Below are 21,736 nucleotides of genomic sequence, written 5' to 3'. Positions count from 1 at the left end.
CGATGCGAGCGTGCTTGCAGGACGCGGCACGCGCATGGGAGGAGCCATCATGTCCGCCACGATCGACCAGGCCAACGACCTGGATCACCTGCTCGCCACCGCCGTGCAGGACGACAAGGAGGCCGGCGTATTCCGTTGCCGCCGCGACATCTTCACGAACGCCGAGCTGTACGAGCTGGAGATGAAGCACATCTTCGAAAGCAACTGGGTGTACCTGGCGCACGAAAGCCAGATTCCCGACAACAACGATTACTACACGACGTGGATCGGCCGCCAGCCGATCGTGATCACGCGCGACAAGACCGGCGAGCTGCACGCGGTCATCAATGCCTGCGCGCACAAGGGCGCGATGCTGTGCCGCCGCAAGCACGGCAACAAGGGCAGCTTCACGTGCCCGTTCCACGGCTGGACGTTCTCGAACACCGGCAAGCTGCTGAAGGTGAAGGACGAGAAGACGACGGAATACCCGGTGCAGTTCAACACGCACGGTTCGCACGACCTGAAGAAGGTGGCGCGCTTCGCGAACTATCGCGGCTTCCTGTTCGGCAGCCTCGGCGCCGACGTGCTGCCGCTCGAGGACTACCTCGGCGAGGCGCGCGTGATCATCGACCAGATCGTCGACCAGGCGCCGAACGGGCTCGAGGTGCTGCGCGGCAACTCCTCCTACATCTACGAAGGCAACTGGAAGATGCAGATGGAGAACGGCTGCGACGGCTACCACGTCAGCACCGTGCACTGGAACTACGCGGCGACGATGGGCCGCCGCAAGGAAGACGGCACCAAGGCCGTCGACGCGAACAGCTGGAGCAAGTCGGTCGCGGGCGTGTACGGCTTCGACAACGGCCACATCCTGCTGTGGACGAAGACGATGAACCCGGAAGTGCGGCCCGTGTACCAGCATCGCGATGAAATCAAGGCGCGCGTCGGCGACGTGCAGGCCGACTTCATCGTCAACCAGACGCGCAACCTGTGCGTGTACCCGAACGTGTTCCTGATGGACCAGTTCAGCACGCAGATCCGCGTGGTGCGGCCGCTCGGCGTCGACAAGACCGAGGTCAGCATCTTCTGCTTCGCGCCGAAGGGCGAGAGCGAAGCCGACCGCACGACCCGCATCCGCCAGTACGAGGATTTCTTCAACGTGACGGGCATGGGCACCGCCGACGATCTCGAGGAGTTTCGCGCGTGCCAGGCCGGTTATGCGGGCATCACGGCGATGTGGAACGACCTGTCGCGCGGCGCGCCGCTGTGGGTCGACGGGCCCGACGAGAACGCGAGGAAGATGGGGCTGAACCCGCGCATGTCCGGCGAGCGCAGCGAGGACGAAGGGCTGTTCGTATGCCAGCACGAACACTGGGTGAACGTGATGCGCGATGCGCTGAAGAAGGAACGCGGGGAGGTGGCAGCATGAGCTTCGATTACCGGACCCTTTGCGCCGCGCTGTATCGCGAAGCGCGCCTGCTCGACGATCGCCGGTGGGACGAGTGGCTGACCTGCTACACGGAGGACGTCACGTACTGGATGCCCGCGTGGGACGACGACGACCGGCCGACCGACGATCCGCAAAGCCAGATCTCGCTGATGTATTACGCGGACCGCGGCGGCCTCGAGGATCGCGTGTTCCGGATCAAGACCGAGCGCAGCGGCGCATCGACGCCCGAGCCGCGCACCAGCCACAACGTGACGAACGTCGAGGTGCTGGCCGAACGCGAGAACGAAGTGGACGTGCGCTACAACTTTCACACGCTGAACCACCGCTACCGCGTGACCGATCACTTTTTCGGCACGATGTTCGTCACGTTGCGCAAGGCGGGCGATGAGCTGCTGATCTCGTACAAGAAGATCGTGCTGAAGAACGACTACATCCGGCAGGTGCTCGACGTCTATCACGTCTGACGCTGTTGTTTTGTCATGAAAGGAAGTGGAGGTGACGCCATGTCCAGCTACAAGATTGCACTGAACTTCGAGGACGGGGTAACCCGCTTCATCGACTGCAAGGCCGGCGAGAAGGTTCTCGACGCGGCCTTCCGCGCGAAGATCAACCTGCCGATGGATTGCTCCGACGGCGTGTGCGGCACCTGCAAGTGCCGCGCCGAAAGCGGCCGCTACGATCTCGGCGACGACTACATCGACGACGCGCTCACCGAAGACGAAAAGGACGGCGGCCTCGTGCTGACGTGCCAGATGGTGCCGCAAAGCGATTGCGTGATCGCGGTGCCGACGTCGTCGGTCGCGTGCAAGACGGGCCAGAGCGGGTTCGCGGCCACGGTGACGAAGGTCGAGCAGCACAACGATGCGGCCGTCGTGCTCGAACTCGACGTCGGCGCGGCCGCGCCCGTGTTCCTGCCGGGCCAGTACGTGAACATCGACGTGCCGGCGAGCGGCCAGCACCGTTCGTATTCGTTCTCGTCGGCGCCGGCCGATGCGAAGGTCAGCTTCCTGATCAAGAAGATCCCCGGCGGCGTGATGAGCACGTGGCTCGAATCGGCGCGGCCCGGCGACACGCTCGAACTGCACGGGCCGCTCGGCAGCTTCTACCTGCGCGACGTGCAGCGGCCGCTGCTGTTCCTGGCCGGCGGCACGGGGCTCGCGCCGTTCCTGTCGATGCTCGAGGTGCTCGCGCGCAGCGGTTCGCAGCAGAAGGTGCACCTGATCTACGGCGTGACGCGCGATCTCGACCTCGTGCTCGTCGATGCGATCGAAGCGTATGCGGCGAAGCTGCCGAACTTCAGCTTCGCGACGGTCGTGGCCGACGCGGCGTCGAGCCATCCGCGCAAGGGCTGGGTCACCCAGCACATCCCGGCCGATGCGCTGAACGACGGCGACGTCGACGTGTATCTGTGCGGCCCGCCGCCGATGGTCGACGCGGTGCGCAAGTATTTCGACGACGAAGGCGTGAAGCCGAACAGCTTCCACTACGAGAAGTTCACCCCCAACGTCACGGCAAAGGCGGCATGATCATGCAACGATTCTCAGGCAAGGTCATCGTCGTCACGGGTGCCGCGCAGGGCATCGGCCGCGGCGTCGCGCTGCGCGCGGCGGCCGAAGGCGGCAGGGTGCTGTTCGTCGATCGCGCGGATTTCGTCGCCGAGGTCGCGGCCGAAGCGACGGGCGGCGAGACGGCCGGGTTCGTCGCGGATCTCGAAACCTACGACGGCGCGCATGCGGCGATCGCGCACGCGGCGCAGACGTTCGGCGGCATCGACATCCTGATCAACGGCGTGGGCGGCGCGATCCGCATGCGGCCGTTCGCCGAATTTGAGCCCGCGCAGATCGACGCGGAAATCCGCCGTTCGCTGATGCCGACGCTCTATACGTGTCATGCGGTGCTGCCGCACCTGCTCGCGCGCGGCGGCGGCACGATCGTCAACATCTCGTCGAACGCGACGCGCGGGATTCGCCGCGTGCCGTACTCGGCGGCGAAAGGCGGCGTCAATGCGCTGACGTCGGCGCTCGCGATGGAATATGCGGAACACAACATCCGGGTCGTGGCCACCGCGCCGGGCGGCACCAGCGCACCGCCGCGCCGCGTGCCGCGCAATGCGGCCGGCGACAGCGAACGGGAACAGGCATGGATGGGCGAAGCCGTGCGCCAGGTCACGGAGTCGACGTATCTCAAACGCTACGGCAGCCTCGACGAGCAGATCGCGCCGATCCTGTTCCTCGCATCCGACGAGGCGAGCTACATCACCGGCACGGTGCTGCCGGTCGCGGGCGGCGATACGGGTTGAGCCGCGCGTCGTCGCGCCGCCTGGCACGTGTTCAGGATGTTCGTCGACAACCCATCCACCTATCCACCCACCAACCGGCCGGCGCGAAGACGCCGGCCACGGAGACTCCCATGCGTGATCGTAAAGCCATCGTTCCGGCGGGAATGGAAGCGGTGTACGAGAAGATCGGCTATGCGCCCGGCCTGAAGGTCGGCGATACGCTGTACGTATCCGGCCAGATCGGCCGCGATGCGGCGATGCAGCTCGTCGAGGATCGTGAAGCACAGATCGTGCAGGCGTTCGAGAATCTGAAGCAGGTACTGAACGCGGCGGGTGCATCGTTCAGCGACGTGGTCGACCTGACGACCTTCCATACCGACATGCGCGACCTGCCGTTGTTCATGCAGGTGCGCGACCGCTACCTCGATGCACACCCGAAGCCGGCATGGACGGCGGTCGGTGCGCACATGCTGGGCGGCGCGCCCGGTTATATCGTCGAGATCAAGGCGGTGGCCGTGTTGACGGCGTGACGCGTGTGGGCGGGAGGCCGGCACGAGGCGACGTGGCCCACGCATCGAATCGACCCGACTCGCCGCGTGCCGGCACGGAACGAGAGACTTCGCGATCCACCGGTCAATCCTGACGAAATGCTTTCTCGCGACGTCGGGCGTGCGTCGTTGCGCCGCGGTCGGCGACAAGTCGCGCGAGTTCGTTTATGGTGCGAGGGAACGCAGCGTCATCTCTTTCCTTCCGTCGAGAATCCGCGATGAAATGCCTGCCACGCGCCGTCTTCGCCGCCTTCGCTTTCACCGTCGCGCAAGCCGCGCTCGCCCAGGCGCCCACCACGGTGCGGCTCGAAGACATGACCTGGACCGAGCTGCGCGACAGCATCCGGGCCGGCAAGACCACCATCCTGATTCCGGTCGGCGCAACCGAGCAAAGCGGGCCGTACGTCGCGCTGGGCAAGCACAATGCGCGGGTCGCGGTACTGTCCGAGCGGATCGCGCAAGGCCTCGGCAACGCGATCGTCGCCCCCGTCATCGCCTATGTGCCCGAGGGCGGTTATGCGCCGCCGACGTCGCACATGCGCTTTCCCGGCACGATCACCGTGCCCGACGACGTCTTCGAAAAGACCCTCGAGTCCGCCGCCAACAGCTTCCGGGTCCACGGCTTCACGAACATCGTGTTCCTCGGCGATCACGGCGGCTACCAGAACGACATCCGGCAGTCGGTCGCGCGGCTGAACAAGTCGTGGGCCGGCACGGGCGCGCGCGCGTTCGTGCCGGCCGAGTATTACGGCACCAGCTCCGACGGTTACGACCGGCTCCTGCGCGAGCACGGTGTGCCGGCGGCGGACATCGGCACGCACGCGGGGCTGGCCGATACGTCGCTGCTGCTGGCGGTCGCGCCGGGCATGGTCAGGGTCGACAAGCTGCGCAACGCCGCGAAGCCGGGCGCCGTCGACGGCGTTTACGGCGGCGATCCGCGCCATGCGAGCGTCGAACTCGGCAGGCTGGGCACCGACGCGATCGTGTCGCGCACCGTCGACGCGATCAGAAAGGAAACCGCCGGCCGCTGACGCCGCGGCGCCATTGCGTCGCCTTTGCCGTCGTTCCATGCCATCGAACCGGGACATCGTCATGCAACCGCGCCTTCGCCGTCACATCCGCTTCCCCCGTCCCGCGATCGTCGTCGCGGCTGCGCTGGCCGGCTTTTGCGCCCAGGGTGCGATCGCGGCGTCCGCCGTCGCGGCCGTACCCGGCATGCCGCCCGTGATCAACCCCGACAACCTGTACGGCGAGGCACGGGCCGGTCGCATGAGCGCGGCGGTGGCGGGCGCGCTGCCGCGCATCTATGTGCCGAACCTGCGATCGAACGACGTCTACGTGATCGACCCGGCCACGTACAAGGTCGTCGACCGGTTTGCCGTCGGCCGCAGCCCGCAGCACGTCGTGCCGGCGTGGAACCTGCGGACGCTGTGGGTCGCCAACAATGCGGAAGGGCGCACCGACGGCAGCCTGACGCCGATCGATCCGAAGACGGGCAAGCCCGGCCCGGCAGTGCGCGTCGACGATCCGTACAACATGTATTTCACGCCCGACGGCAAGGAGGCGATCGTCGTGGCCGAGGCGCATGCGCGGCTCGACTTCCACGACCCGGGCACGATGGCGCTGAAATCGAGCCTCGAGGTGCCGCAATGCAAGGGCATCAACCATGCGGACTTCTCGATCGACGGCCGGTATGCGCTCTTCACGTGCGAGTTCGGCGGCAAGCTCGCGAAGATCGACCTGGTGAATCGCAAGGTGCTCGGCTACCTCGAACTCGACCGGAAAGGGATGCCGCAGGACATCCGCGTGGCGCCGGACGGCAAGCTGTTCTATGTCGCCGACATGATGGCGGACGGCATATACGTCGTCGACGGCGACCGCTTCGCGAAGGCCGGTTTCATCCCGACCGGCGTCGGTACCCACGGGCTGTATCCGAGCCGCGACGGCACGAAGCTCTATATCGCGAATCGCGGCTCCAATCTCGTCCACGGGCCGCGCCACGGCAAGGGCAGCGTTTCGGTGCTCGACTTCGCGACGCGCAAGGTGGTCGCGACCTGGCCGATCCCCGGCGGCGGCAGCCCCGACATGGGCAACGTCAGCGCGGACGGCAAGACGCTGTGGCTGTCGGGCCGCTTCGATGACGTCGTCTACGCGATCGACACCACGAGCGGCGCGGTTCGATCGATTCCCGTCGGCATGGAGCCGCACGGCCTGACGGTGTGGCCGCAACCGGGGCGCTATTCGCTGGGCCATACCGGCAACATGCGGTAGGGCGGCGGACGGACAGGGCGCCCGTTCGTGCGTTCGCGTGCCACGACAGCGCGCACGCGCTGCGGCACGTCACTCCCACGCGTGCTTGCTGAACTGATAGCCCTTGCAGCGGATCGTCTTGATGCGCTTCGGTTCCGTCAGGTCGTCGCGCAGCTTGCGGCGCAGCTTGGAGATGCGGCCGTCGATCGAGCGGTCGAAGCCGTCGAACTCGATTCCGCGTAACAGCTGCGTCAGGTCTTCCCGGCTGACCACCTCGCCGGCGCGGCAGACGAGGGCCCACAGCAGGTCGAATTCGGTCGAGGTCAGGCGCGGCGCGCTGCCGTCGGGAAGGCGAATCTTGCGATCCGCCCGGTCGATCGAAAACTTGCCGAACTCGAATCGCTGCGGCGATGCCGGTGCGCCGTCGACCGGGCGCAAGCGCATCCGTCGCAGGTGGGCCTTGATCCGCGCGAGCAGGATGCGCGGCTCGACCGGCTTGCGGAGAAAGTCGTCCGCGCCGAATTCCAGGCCGAGCAACTCGTCGAACTGCTCGTTGCGGGCCGTCATCATGATGACGATGCCGTCGTACTGCATGCGTGCGTCGCGGCAGATCTCGAAGCCGTCCTTGCCCGGCAGGTTGATGTCGAGCAGCACCAGGTCGGGGCGGCGCGCGACGATCGTGGACACGGCGTCGGTGCCGTCGAACAGCGTGTCCACCTCGTACTGATGCATGCGCAGATAGTCTGCGATCAGCGAGGACAATGGGACGTCGTCTTCGACGAGCAGGATTCGGATGGGCATCGCTAAACGAGGGGGCGAAACGGGAAAGTGGCGAGCGCTCAGGCCCGTCCGAACATGGGAAGCCGAAGAGACGCGCATGATACTGAGAAACATTCCGGCAGAATGTGGCGAAATCTGCATCGTTCGGTGAGTCTCGCCGCAGGCGGGGCGTCGCCGCGTTGCAGGAACGCGAACGCACGAAGGGGCGGTGTCGTGTTTAGTCGAACGACGCGATGTACGCGTAAACACGTTCGGAGCGGTATCCGGCGTGCAACCGGCTGAAATACCGGGCGGGAGGTGGTTCGTGCGGAAACGTTTGCGAAAGCGCCGCGCGTGCGGGCATCGCGCACGCGTGCCAGAGCAAAACCGGTAAAGATTGCTCTACATATCATTACAAAATATTACCTGACGGATGGCGTGCGGCACGCCAGATCGGCGCGGCAGACTGCCTTCGCGCTACCGTCGGATCGCCTTGCGCAATCGCCTCACCTCCTGCTCGGACACCGGTGCCGCGCGATTGCCCCACGCGCCGCGTACATGCCCGACCACCGATGGCGATGCGCGGGCGCGACCGTCGGGCACGCACGTTGCTCGGGTTTGGGCGGCGCCCGCCTGCGGGTGCGGAACCGCATGCCGTTGCGCACGGCGGGCTCGCGCGTGCGCCGATATCGACATTCGTATCCGGGAGGCGCCATGCGTGAATCGAACGATCCATCCCGCGCCAGGACGGGCCCGGGCGGCCGGGCCGCGACCGATCCCCGGGCCGTCACGGTCAGGCACCCCGTCACGCGCGCGTTCGAACGCTTCGCGTCGCACGTGACCGTGTGGGCCGGCTCGCCGGTCGCGTTCGGCAGCGCGGTTGCCATCACGGCGCTGTGGCTCGTCACCGGCCCGCTTTTCCACTATTCGGATGCATGGCAGCTCGTCATCAATACCGGGACGACGATCGTCACGTTCCTGATGGTGTTCCTGCTGCAGCGAAACCAGAACCGCGACAGTGTCGCGATGCACCTGAAGCTCGACGAACTCGTGGCCGTCACGCACGCGGCGAGCGACCGGCTGATCGGGATCGAGGACGCGTCGGAGGAGGAGTTGCGCGCGATGGCGCAGACCTACCTCGACATGGCGAAGCGGGTGGCGGCCGGGGACGGTAATCCGGATGGCGATCGCGAGCCGGCGGAACCTTCGCCGGAATCCTGACGGACGTGTCGCTGCACGGCTGCACACGATCGGCTCGCGGCCGGCGGACGATTTTTCAACCGCTTGTCATTTCTGTTCATGCAGCGCGGCATTCGCGCGATGAGCGCATCGTGGCGTGCCGTCCGCTGCCGGACGGAACGCGCGAAGCGGGCGGCATCCCGCACGCGCGTGCGGCCGAAGCGTTTCGACGCGATGTCCGGCAACGGCGCTGCCGACGGTGTGCAGTCGGGCATGCTTCCGGCAAAAACGTTCGAGGAATTCCACCGTCTCGAACGCCGCCTGAGCGAGTCGATCCCCCGCCGGGCAAGGTTACTCGACATTTCATTACAAAATATTACCGATGTCGCCGAGTATCGTTCCCTACAATTTCGCTTCCTGATGCGCGCGCATGATGCGCCGCGATTTCGTCCGCCATGCGGACGGTGACAGGCAACTGACGGGAAGGCGACATGATGCCGTGGCAAGTCGTGCAGAGTCTCGAAGCGCTCACGAACGCGATCGAAGCCGCGGTGGCGCGGGCCGACTGGGCCGAGGCCGTCCGCGCCGCCGAGACGCGTTCGCGGTTCGTGCTTGCGCTGGCGCCCGATCAGCCGGACGAGGTCATGTCGGCGCTCGGGAGAATGCAGGAGACCGATGTCCGGATCTCCATCGTCGCACGCGACACGTTGCAGGCGCTCGTCGCCGAGGGCTGGGCGGCGTTGCACGACACGCGGGCGGCGACGCATGCGTTGAAGGCCGGGCAGCGCGCGCTCGACGCGGACGCTGCGGCATCGCGATGTGCGTCCCGCGCCGACACGCGATTCGCGCTTCGTCATTGAGCGCGATGCAGATATCCGCTTTCTTGGGTGGCAGGATGAGATTCAGAAAACGTACCGCCTACGTCGATGCCACACGATGGTTCGTCGATGGCGACCATGACCGGGTGGCGCGGCGCCACGACACGTGGGCAGTCGCGACGCCGGAAGGCTGGCGTCCGGTGAAGCCGGGCGACTGGATTCTGCTCGACGAAAGCGGGAACTGCTGGCCGATGGACAACGGCCTCTTCCTGCGCTTTTACGAACCGGCCGCTGACTGACGTGACCGACGGACCACGCTCGCCTAACGGCGCTTGCGCGAAAACAGCAACGAATCGGCGTCGTTGAAGCGGATACGCTGCGGCTCGCCATAACCCGCCTTCTCCGCGACGCGAATCGATGCAACGTTGGTCGGCTTGATCACGCATACGCTGCGCTCGAACCGCTGCTGTCCGTCGAGCCAGGCAAGCGCGGCCGCGAGCGCCTCGGTCGCGTAGCCCTTGCCGTGCGCCCACGTCGCGAGGGCCCAGCCGGCTTCCGGCACACCGCGAATCGACGGCTCGATGAGCCGGTGGAAATCGGCGAAGCCGAGGTCGCCGACATAGCGGCCCGACGCCTTCTCGCGAATCGCCCAGTAGCCATAACCCAGCAGCGGCCACAGCCCGCGATACGCGAGCATGCGCATCCACGAGTCGCGCGGCGCGGACGGCTCGCCGTTGAAGATGTGTTCGACGACCTTGGGTTCGGCCCACATCGTGGCGAGCGCATCGAAGTCGCCGAGCGGATGGCCTTCGAGGATGAGGCGCGGCGTGTCGAGAACGGGCGGGGACGAGACTGGCGGCATCGTGGTTTCCGGAAAGAAGGGGGGGCATGGGACGGCCGGGCCGTCGCACGTCGATGCCGCGCTGGTCGGGGCCCGTTCACGCGCTCGCCGGCAGGTCGGGTGGCGGTGTTGGTCGGTGAGCGGCGGCGTGTGATCGGCGGTACGCGAGCGCGGCACGCTGCGAGCGGGCAGGTCCATTTCGGCAAGACAGGGCGCGGGAATGATAGCAAAACCCTTGTCGCGTCGGGCGTCGCGTCGGGCGTCGCGTCCGGCGGCCTCCGGCGGCCGCGAGTGACGCCGGTGCATCGACGGCGTCGAACCGGAAACGTGCGCGATTGCAGCGGCTGACCGCGCGATAATCGGACTTTCATGCGGCGCACGCCGCACTTCCGATGTGCGTTCACCTCTCGACATGACACTCGAATCCGACTGGCTGAGCCGCTTCATGGCGCTCGTCACGGTCACCGGGAAGCTCGAAATCCGCTGCGCGTTCGGCGCGCCGTGGGCGGTCACGTATGAACGATCGCCTGCGTGCGAGATCCCGTATCACGTGGTGCTGCGCGGCCGCGCGATCCTCGAGAATCCCGACGACGGCTCCGTGCGCGAACTCGGCGGCGGCGATCTCGTGCTGTTGCCGCACGGTTCCCCGCATGTGCTCCACGACGGCAGCGGGTTGCCGCCGGTGCCGGCGGTCAAGCGGCCCGGCGGTCACGTCTTCATCGGTGAGAACGCGGGCACCGGCGAGCGGCTGGACATGCTGTGCGGACGTTTCGTGGTCACGCCGCCGCACGACCGGCTGATCCGGCGCCACCTGCCGGCCGATCTCGTCGTGCGCGCGGTGGCGGACAGCCGCACGGCGGACGCGCTGGCCGCCACCGCGCGGCTGACCGCCCTCGTGGAGCTGATGCGCGCGGAATCGCTCGAGCAGCAACTCGGCGGTCTCGCGATCCTCGACGCGCTGTCGGCGGCGCTGTTCGCGCTCGCGCTGCGCGCGATCAGCGAATCGGGGCAGGCGCCGACCGGCCTGCTGGCGCTGGCCGGCCAGCCGCGCCTCGCGCCCGCGATCGTCGCGATGCTCGACGATCCGGCAAGGCCGTGGACGCTGCCCGAACTGGCCGCGCTGTGCAGCATGTCGCGCGCGACCTTCATGCGTCATTTCCAGTCGAAACTCGGGCACTCGGCCGCCGATCTGCTGACGGATATCCGGATGAGCCTCGCCGCGAATGCGCTGCGCCGGCCGTCGGCCAGCGCGGAGGCCGTGTCGGCCGACGTCGGTTATCAGTCGGTGGCTGCGTTTCGACGCGTGTTCACGCGCTGGGCGGGGATGACGCCAGGTGAATGGCGGCGCCAGTCGTTCGGTGGTCCGCGCGATGCGGCGGCATCGGACGACGGCGTGGCCGGCGATGCGGAGTAAATGCGAAGGAGGCGGCGCCTGCTGCGGTTCGATGCAATCGCAGACGGATCGGCCAGATGTCGGCGCACGGTTCGATGCCGGGCGCATCGCTACGGTTGTCCGGCTCGACGAACCACTCGGCGGCAGCGCGGCACTTCAGGTTTTCCGATCCCCCAGGCAGCGCCGTGGCCGTCATCCGGGCGGCACGCCCGCCGCAGCAATGGAGCCGGCGACGGGCGCGATCGAAACGGCAGCGGCAGCGGCACCGCATGCTGTCCCGATGCTCTCGCAGCCGCGCGACTTACTTCACAGGCGGGAAATCGACGACCGTGTCGTTGATGCGGTTGAACGTGTTGGTGAAGATCGTCAGCGCGATCGCGAGCGAGATTTCCGCGAGTTGCGTGTCCGTGTAGCCGGCTTCGCGGATCGCCGCGAATTCGTCGTCGGTGATCGTGCCGCTCGTCCGTTGCAGGTTCAGCACGAAACGGATCAGTGCGTCGCGCTTCGCGTCGCCGGTGTTCGGCTCGCGCGAACGGATCGCGCGCAGTGCGTCGGCCGACAGGCCGGTCATCTTGCCGAGCAGGTTGTGCGCGGCGACGCAGTAGTCACACCCGGTATCGGCGCTGACGAGCAGCTTGATCGTTTCGAGATCCTGCCGGGTCAGCGTGCCGCCGGCGAGCACGCCTTCGGCGTCGAGCACGGCCGCGAGCGCGTTCGGCGCGAGATGGCCGACGGCGGCGAACAGGTTGGGGACAGTGCCGCCGGCGACCTTGCGGACTTGTGCGTACACGTCGGCGGTTGCGCCGGTGGCGGTTTCGATGGCGGGGATGGCGATGCGGCTCATGACTGGCTCCTTGATCGGAAGGTTGACGCCCGTTCGTTCGGGGTGACTCCACTTTAGAAGCGCAGGGCGATCCTCATAAGCCGCAAAATCGCCATTGTGATGCTCAAAAGGATCAAGTCGATTCGCCGCCGCCGGCGGTCTACTTCCGGCTTTTCAGGAAGGTCCGCCCTTCGGCCGTGATCGACGCGCCGGAGCGGCCGTGTGCGGAATGGCTGACGAAGCCCGCGCTGACGAGTTCCCGCGCGATCGACCAGCCGAGCGCGGGCGCATCGCGCCCGTAGCGGACGTCGGCGAGGCGCTCGAGCGCCCAGATGGCGGAGGCCGACAGGTTCGGGGTGTTGGACGTGAAGTTGTCGCTCATCGCTTCCTCGTTAGAAGGGGATTCGGGGTGGGCGGGATGCCGTGACGCCGGGTGGTGCGCGAATCAGCGCGCTTGCAGCACGGGCAGCAGCGCCTGCAGCGCCGCCTCCTCGTCGGGGCCGGTGGCCAGCACTTGCGCGGACGTGCCGCCGTGCACCTGCAGCGCTGCGACGGCGGCGCTGTCCTTTGCGTTGCTGCTGATCCCGTTCGCGATCAGCAGGATGTCGCTTTCGAAGCCGCGCGCCGCGTCGACGGCTGCTTTTCGTGCGGCGGCGCCGCGGTTGCGGTTCCACGCGGGGCCGATTTCAACGTACACGACGGTTGCCACGATGTCGGAAAGCCTCTGAACGGAGAATCGGTGTGCGGTGCCAGGCCGGCGGTGCGCCTGGCGCGCGTGAAATACGCTTTCGCGCGAAGCCCGGAGAAGCCGGCGGCGAGGCCGGGGTGTGTGCATCCTGCTTGGATGTGCCGGCATTCTCGGGGAAACGGGTTGCAAATCCGGTGAACGGCGCGAAAGCGGTGATTATAATACAGCGGTCAAGATATGTGTATTGCATTATAATGCCGTGTGCGCCGACGGCGGTCCGCCGATCCGTCGGCGCGTGCCGTCAGGCCGGCCGGGCGACGCTGCCAGCGCGCCCGGCATTTTTATCGACGACCCAACTCATCCTGAATGGAAGCTGCAATGAACGCCGCCCCCGCCTGCCCGCAATGCGCGATGGAAAACACTTACCCGGACGGCACGCTGACCGTATGCGCGGACTGCGGCCATGAATGGTCGGCCGGTGCCGGTGCCGAAACCGGTGACGAGCCGGCCGGCGACGTCGTCAAGGACGCGAACGGCAACGTGCTGTCGGATGGCGATTCGGTCGTGCTGATCAAGGACTTGCGCGTGAAGGGCTCATCGATCACGCTGAAGATGGGCACCAAGGTCAAGAGCATCCGGCTCGTCGGCGGCGATCATGAGGTCGACTGCAAGACCGACATGGGCGGCTTCATGCTGAAGGCCTGCTACCTGAAGAAGGTCTGAGTGTACCCGCACCAATCGACTGCTTGATCGACTTCCCGCCATGGCCGAGGAACGATTTTCCTACGATGCGTTCGTCAGGTTCCTGGCGACGCCGCTGAACGACGGCCGGCCGTTCGTGCTGGAGACGCAGCACGCGCTTTCGCTCCATTTCGACCATTTCGGCACGCAGAGCTTCATGTCGCTCCGGGATCCGGGCCGGCTCGAGCTCGGCTATACACGCGTGATGATGGGCTTTCTGCTGCTGCAGCCGGAGCCCGCGCACATCTGCATGCTCGGGCTCGGCGGCGGTTCGCTGGCGAAGTACTGCTACCGGCACCTGCCCGGTGCGGCGATCGACGCGGTCGAGATCAACCCGGACGTGATCGCGCTGCGGGACGTATTCAGGATTCCTGCCGATGACGGCCGGTTCAAGGTGGTGTGCGCCGACGCCGCGGATCACCTGGAAAAGGCGGAGGTCCGGACGGACGTGATCCTGCACGACGCGTTCGTCGCGGACGGCATGCGTGGCCGGTGCACGGGCGCCGCATTCCTCGCTGCATGCCGGGCGCGCCTGAGTGATACCGGTGTACTGGCGATCAACTTCATGGACGACGATCCGGCGTTGCCGCAACATCTCGAGCAACTGCGAGCGGTGTTCGGTGCGTCGTATACGCTGGTGCCGTGCGGCGACGACAACAACTACATCGCGTTTGCGTGGAAGGGCGGCCAGCGGCTGCCGTCACTCCGCATCCTGCTCGAGCGCGCACTTGCGTGCGCACAGGCCGGCGAGCTCAGGCTCGGAGCCACGGCGAGACGCATGAAGGCCGGGGAGTGCATCGAGCCGCAGCGGCTGGTGCAGCGTACGCAGCCTCCGGGGCGGTGGGAGATTGGCGCGTAATCGGTGTTGAGCGGCATTAAGCGGCATTAATGCGCCGCCGCGTGCGTGGCCGGTGCGGCCGCGCTTCGCTTACTTCACGCGCTTGCCGAGCGCGCTCTTGGTCTTGTACGTCACGCCGTGACGGTCGAGATACTCGCGGATCAGTTGCCGCACGACTTGCGAAGGCGTGAGATCCTGCTCTGCGCAGAGCATCTCGAATGCTTCCTTCTTCGCGGGATCGATCAGGACGGTCAGGCGGGCGGTTTTTGTTTCCATTGCGGGCGAGGGTGGTCGGTATGTTAATCAAATTATAATCGATGAGCCTTCGGCGCTACTACCGGGCACGCGGGGAAGCGCGGCCGGGTGCGCACTCAGCGCTTGCTGCGGACCAGCGCGAGCAGGTCGTCGATCACCGGTACGATCGCCAGCGTGACGAGCACCGCGGCGAGCGGCACGGTCGATACGTAGCCGACATGCTTGAAGCCGATTGCGCCGGCCAGGCCGCCGATGAAGAACGACGAAAGCATCGTTGCATGAATCCGCAGCTTCGAGCGGTTGGCGACCACCGCATGCGCGTCGACGTCGATCGCCGACCGGTTCCAGTAGAACAGCTTCCCGAGTTCGATGCCGAGGTCGGTCACGATGCCGGTCATGTGTGTGGTGCGGATCTCCGCGCCCGACAGCTTCGTGATCGTCGCGTTCTGAAGCCCCATGATGAAGCACAGCAGCGTCACGGTCACCGGCACGAAAAAGGTTTCCCACAGCGCGAGATGGCTGCCGAGCAGCCCGAACAGAAGCAGCAGCGCGGCCTCGACCAGCAGCGGCAGCATGAACTGGCTGTGCAGGCCGCGACGGCGGCCCCAGTTGACGAGGATCGCCGAGCAGCTGGCGCCGATCAGGAACGACCCCAGTGAACTGATGCCGGCCAGCGCGAGCCGCACGTCGCCGAGCGCTGTCTGGTCGGCGATCGCCGATACGATGCCGCTCATGTGCGACGTGTATTGCTTGACCGCGAGGAAGCCGCCGGCATTGGCCGCGCCGGCGACGAACGCCAGCGAAAACCCGAGCTGACGGTTTGCGGTCGCGCTGCGGTGTTTTCCCGTCAGGTTTCGAAAGTACTGCGCTGGCATGGTGGCTTCGCTCAATCGCCGCGGATCGCGGGCACGGACATGAAAACCGGCGCCGGGCGGCAGGGCGGGAACGCCGCATGCGGACGGGCGCCGGGTCTCTTGAATCATGTGACGAACATGATAATGTCATTATCATACTCTGTCAGCCGTATGGGGCTGACAGTACAATGTCGTGCTGCGCGGACCGGCCGCGGCTTCGCTGCCGCATTGCCGTGCCGCCCGCATTCGCGATCACTTCTGCCCACCGTTTCATGACCCCGATCAAGTTCATCCTTCGCTACACTGCGATCCCGTTCACGGCCATCGTGGCCGTGGTGATCTGGACAGTCATACCATCGTCGAAAGAGATCGATGCGAGACAATATGCGGCGCTGTCGCGCGCGTACGCGAGTTTCCCGCTGCCGTTCCGGCGCGAGATCTCGGAAACGATGGACCACGGCCGGATCAACGACCGGCGCTACCAGGCGCTCGTGCGCGATTCGCTGGGCAACGGCGTCGCGCTGGACTGGCCGGCGTCGGGTGTCGGCGCGCTCGCCGACGAGCGGCAAAAACTGGCCGAACTGATTCAGGCCGATTCAGATCTTCAAGGGCATCACCAATGAAAACTCTGCTGGTTTCCGTGGCATTCGCGATGATCATCGCGAGCCTGATCTTCGCGCTGTATTTCATGAATCACGATCGCGGCAAGTCCAAGCGGATGGCATGGTCGCTCGCGGCACGCGTCGGGCTGTCGGTCACGCTGTTCCTGTCGCTGCTGATCGCTTACAAGCTGGGCTGGATCGAGCCGACGGGGTTGCCGATCGGCCGCTGAACGACGAACGCCCCGTTGCAGGCGGGGCGTTCGCGGATATTCGCTTTTTTCGAGGCGAGTGACGATGCGATTGCGTACGCGACGTAATGGGCGGAGGGATGACCGGCCGTTCAATCCGGCTGAAGACAAAGGGGCGGCGGCGCAACGGCGGCTCGAGCTTCGGGCATCGTGGATGCGTTACGGCCTGGGGTGCTTCATTTCCTCGGCTTCCATCGCGGCGAGTCGTTCTTCACGTGCGGATACGGACTCCATGGCTTCGTCGATCGAGGCCAACGCATATTCGCAGGCCAGTTTCACTTCTTCGACGGTAGCCTCCGGCGTCTGGTCGTCGCTTGGCGGAGGGGAAAGCATGTCTCCGAGCATCATCGCCAACTCAGGGGTGTCCCACGCTTCGCCCATTTGCGCCTTCTTCTTTATATAGTGCCGGATTTCCGCGTCCTGCTCGGGCGAGAGTGGAAGGTGTCGAAACGTGTTGCCTGGGTTGGCGTCGATCATGATGGTGCTCCCGGGATTGCTCCCTGCCATGCGCGTGCACCCGGAAAAAGAGGGGCGAAGAAGGAGTCGGCTCCTATCGTCGGGAGCGTGAATCCTGAATGCGTTCGAGGCGGGCCAAGAGTTCGTCCACCTGGAGTGAGAGAACCTTGTTGCGCTCGGATTGCGTGCGGAGCTTGTTGAGCTTGACTCTCCAGTACGCTGGATCGTTGACGGTCGATCTGTTGATGAACGCGTGTTGCGCTTGCTCAAGCAGCCCGATTGATCGTCTGATATGGGCCAACTCCCGTTCCGCGTCGCAGTACCAGCTCATGTTTTTCGCCTTCTGATTATGGTTTTCATTTTGACTTGCTGCACGGCGAGCGCACGTGCGCTCGCTCGAAAGGCGATGCTGGAGTCAATTTCGGGCAGCACCACGGCCGCATGGCGTGACGGGCGTACTGATCATCCTTCTTGCGGCTGCGAGGCGGCCGGCCGGCTTGCAGCCTGCGTCGTCCGGCCACCGTAATTCATGCCTGGGGCCGGGATGGCGACGCAAGTGGGCCCCCGGCCGGCACGGCGTGCACGATGTTCCTAGAACATTTTGCGGGGCGGCATCAGGCGTTTCGTCCGCAAGCGCTGCCTGGCAACGGCACTGGCCTTTTTCCGCTTGCGCTCCGTCGTGGGCTTTTCGTAGCTGGTGCGACTGCGCAACTCCCGAATCAACCCGGTCTTCTCGATACTGCGCCGGAATCGTCGCAGCGCGACATCGATTGGTTCGTTGACCTTCAGTGTGATGGTTGTCATGTAACTCCTGGTTGAAAACGGTCGACAGGAAAACTAGCCGAGTCGTGTCATGACGGTGCTTGCGATCTCGTCAGATTCGAATTCCGAATACCCGGCTCCGATTGAAAAGGCACGCACAGCCGCGAACATCTGCAGCTCCTGTTGATGACATAGCGCGGAATGGGTCATTCCAGCGGGCAGGACAGCGTCGCTCCGAGTGACCTTGCACCCTCTGATCAGGTCAAGAAGTTCGTCGACGATCATTTCGTCCTCCAAATTGCCGGAAAGTTACTTTGCCATCGTGAGTCGCGTCAGACGGCGCTCGAAAAGAAGCCCTGCTTTTCGCGATTTTCGTCAATGACACTTTCGGCGTAGCGCAATGACGCACGACGTGCGTCACCGGCGGTATCGAACGGACTGTCGTCGAGAAGCCTGAACGTCTGGCTCTGCGTCAGCGTATCGGTGGTGCCGCGAAGACAAATCTTGACCGCTGCGTCGAAGCCGGCATCGTAGTTATGCGGGTTGCCATCCAACGCAGGCACGTGTGGGTAAATCAGTGGATAGATCTCGAATCCACGGTAAATATGCATGCTCATCATGAACTCCCGGCGATCGATTGCGGCGACTCGCAAGGACGAGCGTATACAGCCAGCATCGCCTGATGCATGGCGCGGCGGGTCGGTGTGAAAGGGACAAACGTTGCGAGCGAGGCGGTACGCGACGCAACACGGTGGCGAGTGGAGGGCGAGCGGGCAAACAGCAAACGGGCGCTCGAATGAAACCATCATACGCGCATCGTCGATCGGGTGTCCATCTTATTTCGACCGCGCCAAGGCAACTGCCTCGACAACCGGTCGACGCCGACCATTCATGCCTTATACGGAAAACGACACTTCTCCCGATTCCGCGACATGGGGCAGGGGCATGCCCCCGACGTTGCTTGCCGAAATTGTGACAACTGTCGAATCGACAGGGAGCCCGCGCCTGGACGTCAGTGCGAAGGCGGCGTCAGTCGCCAGCCGATGCACGCCATTCCGTGCTGCGCTCGGTAAGCTGCTGCGATCATTCGATTGGCGTTCCACGAAACGGGATTCGGCACGTAGCGCGCATGCACTCGCAGCCGGGCGTAGACAGAAGGGATGTTGCCAGCGGAGAGGCTGCGCAAAGGCCTTTGCCAACTTTCGACAGGGCCGTCACGACGGGGATGCTCGTGGTCACGCGTTGTCCGGATCGCGAGTTTGATCTACCTATGGTGGTGTTGTGATAAGAAAACTTATCCCGATGATGTTGATCGGAATGAATTCCATCGGAGGATGGCAGCATCGCTGGCGTGACTGAAACGGGTTCTGGGGCACCAGCAGGGGCGGTAGCGTGGCGGGCGATGACGCTAGCCGCCCGCCCCGCCCGTGATGTCATGTCGATAGGCACGGGGAGAGCAACCCGCGATGCGCTTGAACGCGTGTCCGAACGCGCTATCCGAGTCGTAGCCGAGCATTTGCGCGATTGCCGATATCGATGCGTTCGAGCGTCGCAGTTCGCGCATCGCGAGCTGCACGCGCCAGCGCAGTACGTACTCGAGCGGCCCGAATCCCAGCCGCCGCTTGAAGTGCAGCGCGAACGTCGAACGCGATACGTGGCAGCAGGTCGCGAGTTCGTCGACTGTCCAGCGTCGCGCGGGCTCCGCATGAATGGCGACAAGCGCCGTGCTCACCCGGGAATCCGCGAACCCGGCAAGCCATCCGACATTGCTGTTCGCGCCGTCGTCCACGTAGCGGCGCAGGATCTCGACCAGCATCATGTGGCCGAGATGCCGAACCATCAGCGACGCCCCCGGCGATGGTTTGCCGAACTCATGTGCGAGCCGCTGCAGCGCCCAGCGCAACACCGCCGCCTGCTCGGAGTCGCCGCTCACGACCACCACGGGCGGCAGGCTGCCAAGCAGCAGCGGCATGCCTTCCTCGTACGAGAAGCGGCCGCCGATCAGAAAGCAGTTCGCCGGTTCGCCATAGTGCGCGATGCCGTGTTCGACGTTCCGGTACACGTCGGCGGCAGGGACCGGCGTAACCGATGGATCGCTCGCCAGCGAAAATGCCCGCGGCGATGCGAGCAGGAAGCAGTCTCCCGTGCGCAGCCGGATCGGCGCCCCGGCGCCGTCGACGGTCAGCCAGCAACTTCCCTCGACAACCGCATTGAACTTGATTCCCTCGGGCGGGGGAATGGCAACCGCCCACTGGCCGCCTGCTCTCAGGCCGGTGAAATACGAGTCGCGCGTTTCCAGCAGCGACAGCACTTCCGACAGGGGATCCACGTTCAAGCTCCGGACGATCTCGACGAAAAATCGGATTCTATTGCATTCACAGTCCGAGGGCGCCACCGGAAAATGGCCTCGTGCAGTGACGCGACCGACAGGCGGGCGCGTGCTTCACGCATCGTTCCAGGAGCCTTCGATGACGAGCAGGCAACACCCCCTTCATTCCGGATTCGGCGCAGCATCGACGGCAAGCGACGTACTGGCCGATCTCGACCTTCGTGGCAAGACCGCCATCGTCACGGGCGGCCATTCGGGCCTCGGCCTGGAAACGACGCGCGCACTGGCGCAAGCCGGTGCGACCGTTGTCGTCGGCGCACGGCACGTCGATGCCGCACGCGAAGCAACGCGCGGCATCGACGGCGTGGAGATTGCGGCACTCGACCTCGCCGATCTCGCGAGCGTGGCCGCATTCGCGGCGCGGTTCGTCGATGCGCGGCGCGACGTGGACATCGTCATCAACAGCGCGGGCATCATGGCGTGCCCGGAGACGCGCGTCGGCGACGGCCGGGAAGCGCAGATGGCCGTCAATCATCTTGGCCATTACGCGCTCGTCAACGGGCTGTGGCCCGTGCTCGCGCATGGCGGCGGCGCCCGCGTGGTCGCGGTGTCGTCGCTCGGGCACCGGCTGTCGCCGATTCGCTGGGATGACGTCCAGTTCGCACACGGCTACGACAAATGGCTCGCGTATGCGCAGTCGAAGACCGCCAACGCGCTGTTCGCGGTGCAGCTCGACGCGCTGGGCGCCCCGTTCGGTGTCCGCGCCTATTCGCTGCATCCGGGCAAGATCGCGACGCCGCTGCAGCGTCATCTGACACGTGAAGAGATGATGGCACAGGGCTGGGTGGACGAGCACGGTGTGCCGGTCGATCCGACTTTCAAGACGCCGGCCCAGGGTGCCGCAACCCAGGTATGGGCGGCAACGTCGCCGCGCCTTGCGGCGATCGGCGGTATCTACTGCGAGGATTGCGACGTCGCGGTCGTCACGCAGGGAAACGAGGAATCCGGCGTGCGGCCGCATGCGATCGATCCGGATGAGGCGGCGCGTCTGTGGGCGTGGTCCGCGAAGCTGACCGGAATCGATGCCTTTGCGGCGAGCCGCTGACGCCCGGGCGCGGACGAAGGAGGGCACCGGTACCGGCACCGGCGGAGACAGGGCATGCGGCCGGCGCGAGATCCGCGCGCGGCCACGTGGTCACGCGTCGCGCGAAGCGCACGGCTCATCTCCGCGATCGGTATCGCGGAAAGCGAGTCGGGGTTCGAGACAAGGGCATCGAAGGTTGATGCGAGTTGGCTCATCGCGAAGCTCGAGAGGGCGATTGACTCCTCTCAAGAGGGGGCAGTTCTCGGCGGCCGATTGCCGCCGAGAACACTGTGCATATATCAGGGGGCGGTAAGCAAGATCAGGCCGGTGGTCGCATCCGCCGTGTCGACTGGGTCAGGTTCCGACGCCACCACGGTGCGCCGGCGCCCGATCGGGCGATCGCCCGTCACGTATCCGTTCAAGTCGCTCGATCGCCTCAGCGTGGCCTCAAACACGAATCAATCCGCTGCTGTCTGCCGATCCGAAGTGGATCGAGTCGTCGCCGTACACGAATCACATGGGTTCGACGCACTGTCGCGATCGAAACCGGCGAAGCGGCCC

Annotated in this window: 30 protein-coding genes; 17 read left to right on the top strand and 13 right to left on the bottom strand. The window is 65.6% G+C overall.

What is annotated here, in order from left to right; genetic code table 11:
• Nucleotides 1-49: 49 nt before the first annotated feature.
• The 7 genes from PQB87_RS37400 (at nucleotide 50) to PQB87_RS37370 (ending at nucleotide 6,526) form a co-directional block, all read left to right on the top strand.
• Nucleotides 50-1,408: a Rieske 2Fe-2S domain-containing protein gene (locus tag PQB87_RS37400; RefSeq protein ID WP_489244433.1), complete on the top strand. Its 1,359-nt coding sequence runs from the start codon at nucleotides 50-52 to the stop codon at nucleotides 1,406-1,408.
• Nucleotides 1,405-1,893, top strand: a complete 489-nt coding sequence (gene benB, locus PQB87_RS37395) for a benzoate 1,2-dioxygenase small subunit (RefSeq protein ID WP_489244431.1) — start codon at nucleotides 1,405-1,407, stop codon at nucleotides 1,891-1,893. Before PQB87_RS37400 ends, benB begins: the two co-directional genes overlap by 4 nt.
• A 39-nt stretch (nucleotides 1,894-1,932) precedes the next feature.
• Nucleotides 1,933-2,955, top strand: a complete 1,023-nt coding sequence (gene benC / locus PQB87_RS37390) for a benzoate 1,2-dioxygenase electron transfer component BenC (protein ID WP_060219818.1) — start codon at nucleotides 1,933-1,935, stop codon at nucleotides 2,953-2,955.
• Nucleotides 2,952-3,728, top strand: a complete 777-nt coding sequence (gene benD / locus PQB87_RS37385) for a benzoate diol dehydrogenase BenD (protein WP_301862231.1) — start codon at nucleotides 2,952-2,954, stop codon at nucleotides 3,726-3,728. The genes benC and benD overlap by 4 nt, the downstream gene beginning before the upstream one ends.
• A 110-nt stretch (nucleotides 3,729-3,838) precedes the next feature.
• Nucleotides 3,839-4,237 (top strand): RidA family protein, encoded by a 399-nt coding sequence (locus tag PQB87_RS37380; RefSeq protein WP_301862232.1) that lies wholly within the window; start codon nucleotides 3,839-3,841, stop codon nucleotides 4,235-4,237.
• A gap of 236 nt (nucleotides 4,238-4,473) precedes the next feature.
• Nucleotides 4,474-5,286: a creatininase family protein gene (locus PQB87_RS37375; protein ID WP_489244429.1), complete on the top strand. Its 813-nt coding sequence runs from the start codon at nucleotides 4,474-4,476 to the stop codon at nucleotides 5,284-5,286.
• Nucleotides 5,287-5,347: 61 nt separating this feature from the next.
• On the top strand, nucleotides 5,348-6,526 hold the full coding sequence (locus PQB87_RS37370; RefSeq protein ID WP_489244427.1) for a YVTN family beta-propeller repeat protein: 1,179 nt from the start codon (nucleotides 5,348-5,350) through the stop codon (nucleotides 6,524-6,526).
• Between the two features lie 69 nt (nucleotides 6,527-6,595).
• Here the strand turns inward: PQB87_RS37370 and PQB87_RS37365 are convergent, their stop codons facing one another.
• Nucleotides 6,596-7,306, bottom strand: coding sequence for a response regulator (locus PQB87_RS37365; protein ID WP_021159138.1), 711 nt, complete (start codon nucleotides 7,304-7,306; stop codon nucleotides 6,596-6,598).
• Between the two features lie 672 nt (nucleotides 7,307-7,978).
• On the opposite strand from PQB87_RS37365, the gene PQB87_RS37360 reads away from it, so the two are divergent.
• From PQB87_RS37360 to PQB87_RS37345, 4 genes are all read left to right on the top strand, one after another.
• Entirely contained in the window at nucleotides 7,979-8,485 is a 507-nt protein-coding gene (locus PQB87_RS37360; protein WP_048028928.1) for a low affinity iron permease family protein, read from the top strand.
• A gap of 63 nt (nucleotides 8,486-8,548) precedes the next feature.
• Nucleotides 8,549-8,911 (top strand): hypothetical protein, encoded by a 363-nt coding sequence (locus PQB87_RS37355; RefSeq protein ID WP_301862235.1) that lies wholly within the window; start codon nucleotides 8,549-8,551, stop codon nucleotides 8,909-8,911.
• A gap of 23 nt (nucleotides 8,912-8,934) precedes the next feature.
• On the top strand, nucleotides 8,935-9,303 hold the full coding sequence (locus PQB87_RS37350; RefSeq protein ID WP_111941005.1) for a hypothetical protein: 369 nt from the start codon (nucleotides 8,935-8,937) through the stop codon (nucleotides 9,301-9,303).
• A gap of 35 nt (nucleotides 9,304-9,338) precedes the next feature.
• Complete coding sequence (locus PQB87_RS37345; RefSeq protein ID WP_059693432.1) at nucleotides 9,339-9,560, top strand: hypothetical protein; 222 nt, start codon at nucleotides 9,339-9,341, stop codon at nucleotides 9,558-9,560.
• Nucleotides 9,561-9,583: 23 nt separating this feature from the next.
• Here PQB87_RS37345 and PQB87_RS37340 read toward each other — a convergent pair whose 3' ends face one another.
• A complete protein-coding gene (locus PQB87_RS37340; protein WP_048028920.1) occupies nucleotides 9,584-10,123 on the bottom strand; it encodes a GNAT family N-acetyltransferase in 540 nt (179 codons plus the stop codon).
• 391 nt (nucleotides 10,124-10,514) lie between these two features.
• On the opposite strand from PQB87_RS37340, the gene PQB87_RS37335 reads away from it, so the two are divergent.
• A complete protein-coding gene (locus PQB87_RS37335; protein ID WP_301862238.1) occupies nucleotides 10,515-11,516 on the top strand; it encodes a cupin domain-containing protein in 1,002 nt (333 codons plus the stop codon).
• 280 nt (nucleotides 11,517-11,796) lie between these two features.
• Here PQB87_RS37335 and PQB87_RS37330 read toward each other — a convergent pair whose 3' ends face one another.
• From PQB87_RS37330 to PQB87_RS37320, 3 genes are all read right to left on the bottom strand, one after another.
• Nucleotides 11,797-12,339, bottom strand: coding sequence for a carboxymuconolactone decarboxylase family protein (locus PQB87_RS37330; RefSeq protein WP_059492739.1), 543 nt, complete (start codon nucleotides 12,337-12,339; stop codon nucleotides 11,797-11,799).
• Between the two features lie 139 nt (nucleotides 12,340-12,478).
• A complete protein-coding gene (locus PQB87_RS37325) occupies nucleotides 12,479-12,700 on the bottom strand; it encodes a hypothetical protein (RefSeq protein ID WP_021158205.1) in 222 nt (73 codons plus the stop codon).
• Between the two features lie 63 nt (nucleotides 12,701-12,763).
• Nucleotides 12,764-13,027, bottom strand: coding sequence for an HPr family phosphocarrier protein (locus PQB87_RS37320; protein WP_059687769.1), 264 nt, complete (start codon nucleotides 13,025-13,027; stop codon nucleotides 12,764-12,766).
• 357 nt (nucleotides 13,028-13,384) lie between these two features.
• On the opposite strand from PQB87_RS37320, the gene PQB87_RS37315 reads away from it, so the two are divergent.
• The gene (locus PQB87_RS37315; RefSeq protein WP_021158207.1) at nucleotides 13,385-13,729 is read left to right on the top strand and encodes a zinc ribbon domain-containing protein YjdM; all 345 of its coding nucleotides are present in this window, start codon (nucleotides 13,385-13,387) and stop codon (nucleotides 13,727-13,729) included.
• Between the two features lie 40 nt (nucleotides 13,730-13,769).
• Complete coding sequence (locus PQB87_RS37310; RefSeq protein ID WP_489244422.1) at nucleotides 13,770-14,606, top strand: class I SAM-dependent methyltransferase; 837 nt, start codon at nucleotides 13,770-13,772, stop codon at nucleotides 14,604-14,606.
• Nucleotides 14,607-14,675: 69 nt separating this feature from the next.
• Here the strand turns inward: PQB87_RS37310 and PQB87_RS37305 are convergent, their stop codons facing one another.
• Both PQB87_RS37305 and PQB87_RS37300 read right to left on the bottom strand, forming a co-directional pair.
• The gene (locus tag PQB87_RS37305; protein ID WP_021158209.1) at nucleotides 14,676-14,861 is read right to left on the bottom strand and encodes a ribbon-helix-helix protein; all 186 of its coding nucleotides are present in this window, start codon (nucleotides 14,859-14,861) and stop codon (nucleotides 14,676-14,678) included.
• Between the two features lie 95 nt (nucleotides 14,862-14,956).
• On the bottom strand, nucleotides 14,957-15,715 hold the full coding sequence (locus tag PQB87_RS37300) for a YoaK family protein (protein WP_059687771.1): 759 nt from the start codon (nucleotides 15,713-15,715) through the stop codon (nucleotides 14,957-14,959).
• A 251-nt stretch (nucleotides 15,716-15,966) separates the two neighbouring features.
• Here PQB87_RS37300 and PQB87_RS37295 point away from each other — a divergent pair, with 251 nt between their 5' ends.
• Both PQB87_RS37295 and PQB87_RS37290 read left to right on the top strand, forming a co-directional pair.
• A complete protein-coding gene (locus PQB87_RS37295) occupies nucleotides 15,967-16,317 on the top strand; it encodes a hypothetical protein (RefSeq protein WP_027792574.1) in 351 nt (116 codons plus the stop codon).
• Nucleotides 16,314-16,526 carry a twin transmembrane helix small protein gene (locus PQB87_RS37290; protein WP_006489184.1) on the top strand — a complete coding sequence of 71 codons (213 nt, stop codon included), beginning with the start codon at nucleotides 16,314-16,316 and terminating at the stop codon, nucleotides 16,524-16,526. The genes PQB87_RS37295 and PQB87_RS37290 overlap by 4 nt, the downstream gene beginning before the upstream one ends.
• Before the next feature lie 177 nt (nucleotides 16,527-16,703).
• Here the strand turns inward: PQB87_RS37290 and PQB87_RS37285 are convergent, their stop codons facing one another.
• From PQB87_RS37285 to PQB87_RS37260, 6 genes are all read right to left on the bottom strand, one after another.
• Nucleotides 16,704-17,021, bottom strand: a complete 318-nt coding sequence (locus tag PQB87_RS37285) for a hypothetical protein (RefSeq protein ID WP_489244419.1) — start codon at nucleotides 17,019-17,021, stop codon at nucleotides 16,704-16,706.
• A 73-nt stretch (nucleotides 17,022-17,094) separates the two neighbouring features.
• Entirely contained in the window at nucleotides 17,095-17,331 is a 237-nt protein-coding gene (locus tag PQB87_RS37280) for a hypothetical protein (RefSeq protein WP_027792576.1), read from the bottom strand.
• A 260-nt stretch (nucleotides 17,332-17,591) separates the two neighbouring features.
• Nucleotides 17,592-17,804: a 30S ribosomal protein S21 gene (gene rpsU, locus PQB87_RS37275; protein ID WP_059687773.1), complete on the bottom strand. Its 213-nt coding sequence runs from the start codon at nucleotides 17,802-17,804 to the stop codon at nucleotides 17,592-17,594.
• 33 nt (nucleotides 17,805-17,837) lie between these two features.
• Complete coding sequence (locus tag PQB87_RS37270; protein WP_042973949.1) at nucleotides 17,838-18,047, bottom strand: hypothetical protein; 210 nt, start codon at nucleotides 18,045-18,047, stop codon at nucleotides 17,838-17,840.
• A gap of 47 nt (nucleotides 18,048-18,094) precedes the next feature.
• Nucleotides 18,095-18,379: a hypothetical protein gene (locus PQB87_RS37265; RefSeq protein ID WP_027792578.1), complete on the bottom strand. Its 285-nt coding sequence runs from the start codon at nucleotides 18,377-18,379 to the stop codon at nucleotides 18,095-18,097.
• 791 nt (nucleotides 18,380-19,170) lie between these two features.
• Nucleotides 19,171-20,091, bottom strand: a complete 921-nt coding sequence (locus PQB87_RS37260) for an AraC family transcriptional regulator (protein ID WP_489244418.1) — start codon at nucleotides 20,089-20,091, stop codon at nucleotides 19,171-19,173.
• A 139-nt stretch (nucleotides 20,092-20,230) separates the two neighbouring features.
• Between PQB87_RS37260 and PQB87_RS37255 the strand changes: the two genes are divergently transcribed.
• A complete protein-coding gene (locus PQB87_RS37255; protein ID WP_489244416.1) occupies nucleotides 20,231-21,196 on the top strand; it encodes an SDR family NAD(P)-dependent oxidoreductase in 966 nt (321 codons plus the stop codon).
• The last annotated feature ends 540 nt before the right edge of the window (nucleotides 21,197-21,736 follow it).

The sequence above is a fragment of the Burkholderia sp. KL41 genome (assembly GCF_057005415.2).
This window is presented reverse-complemented; position numbering and strand designations above follow the sequence as displayed.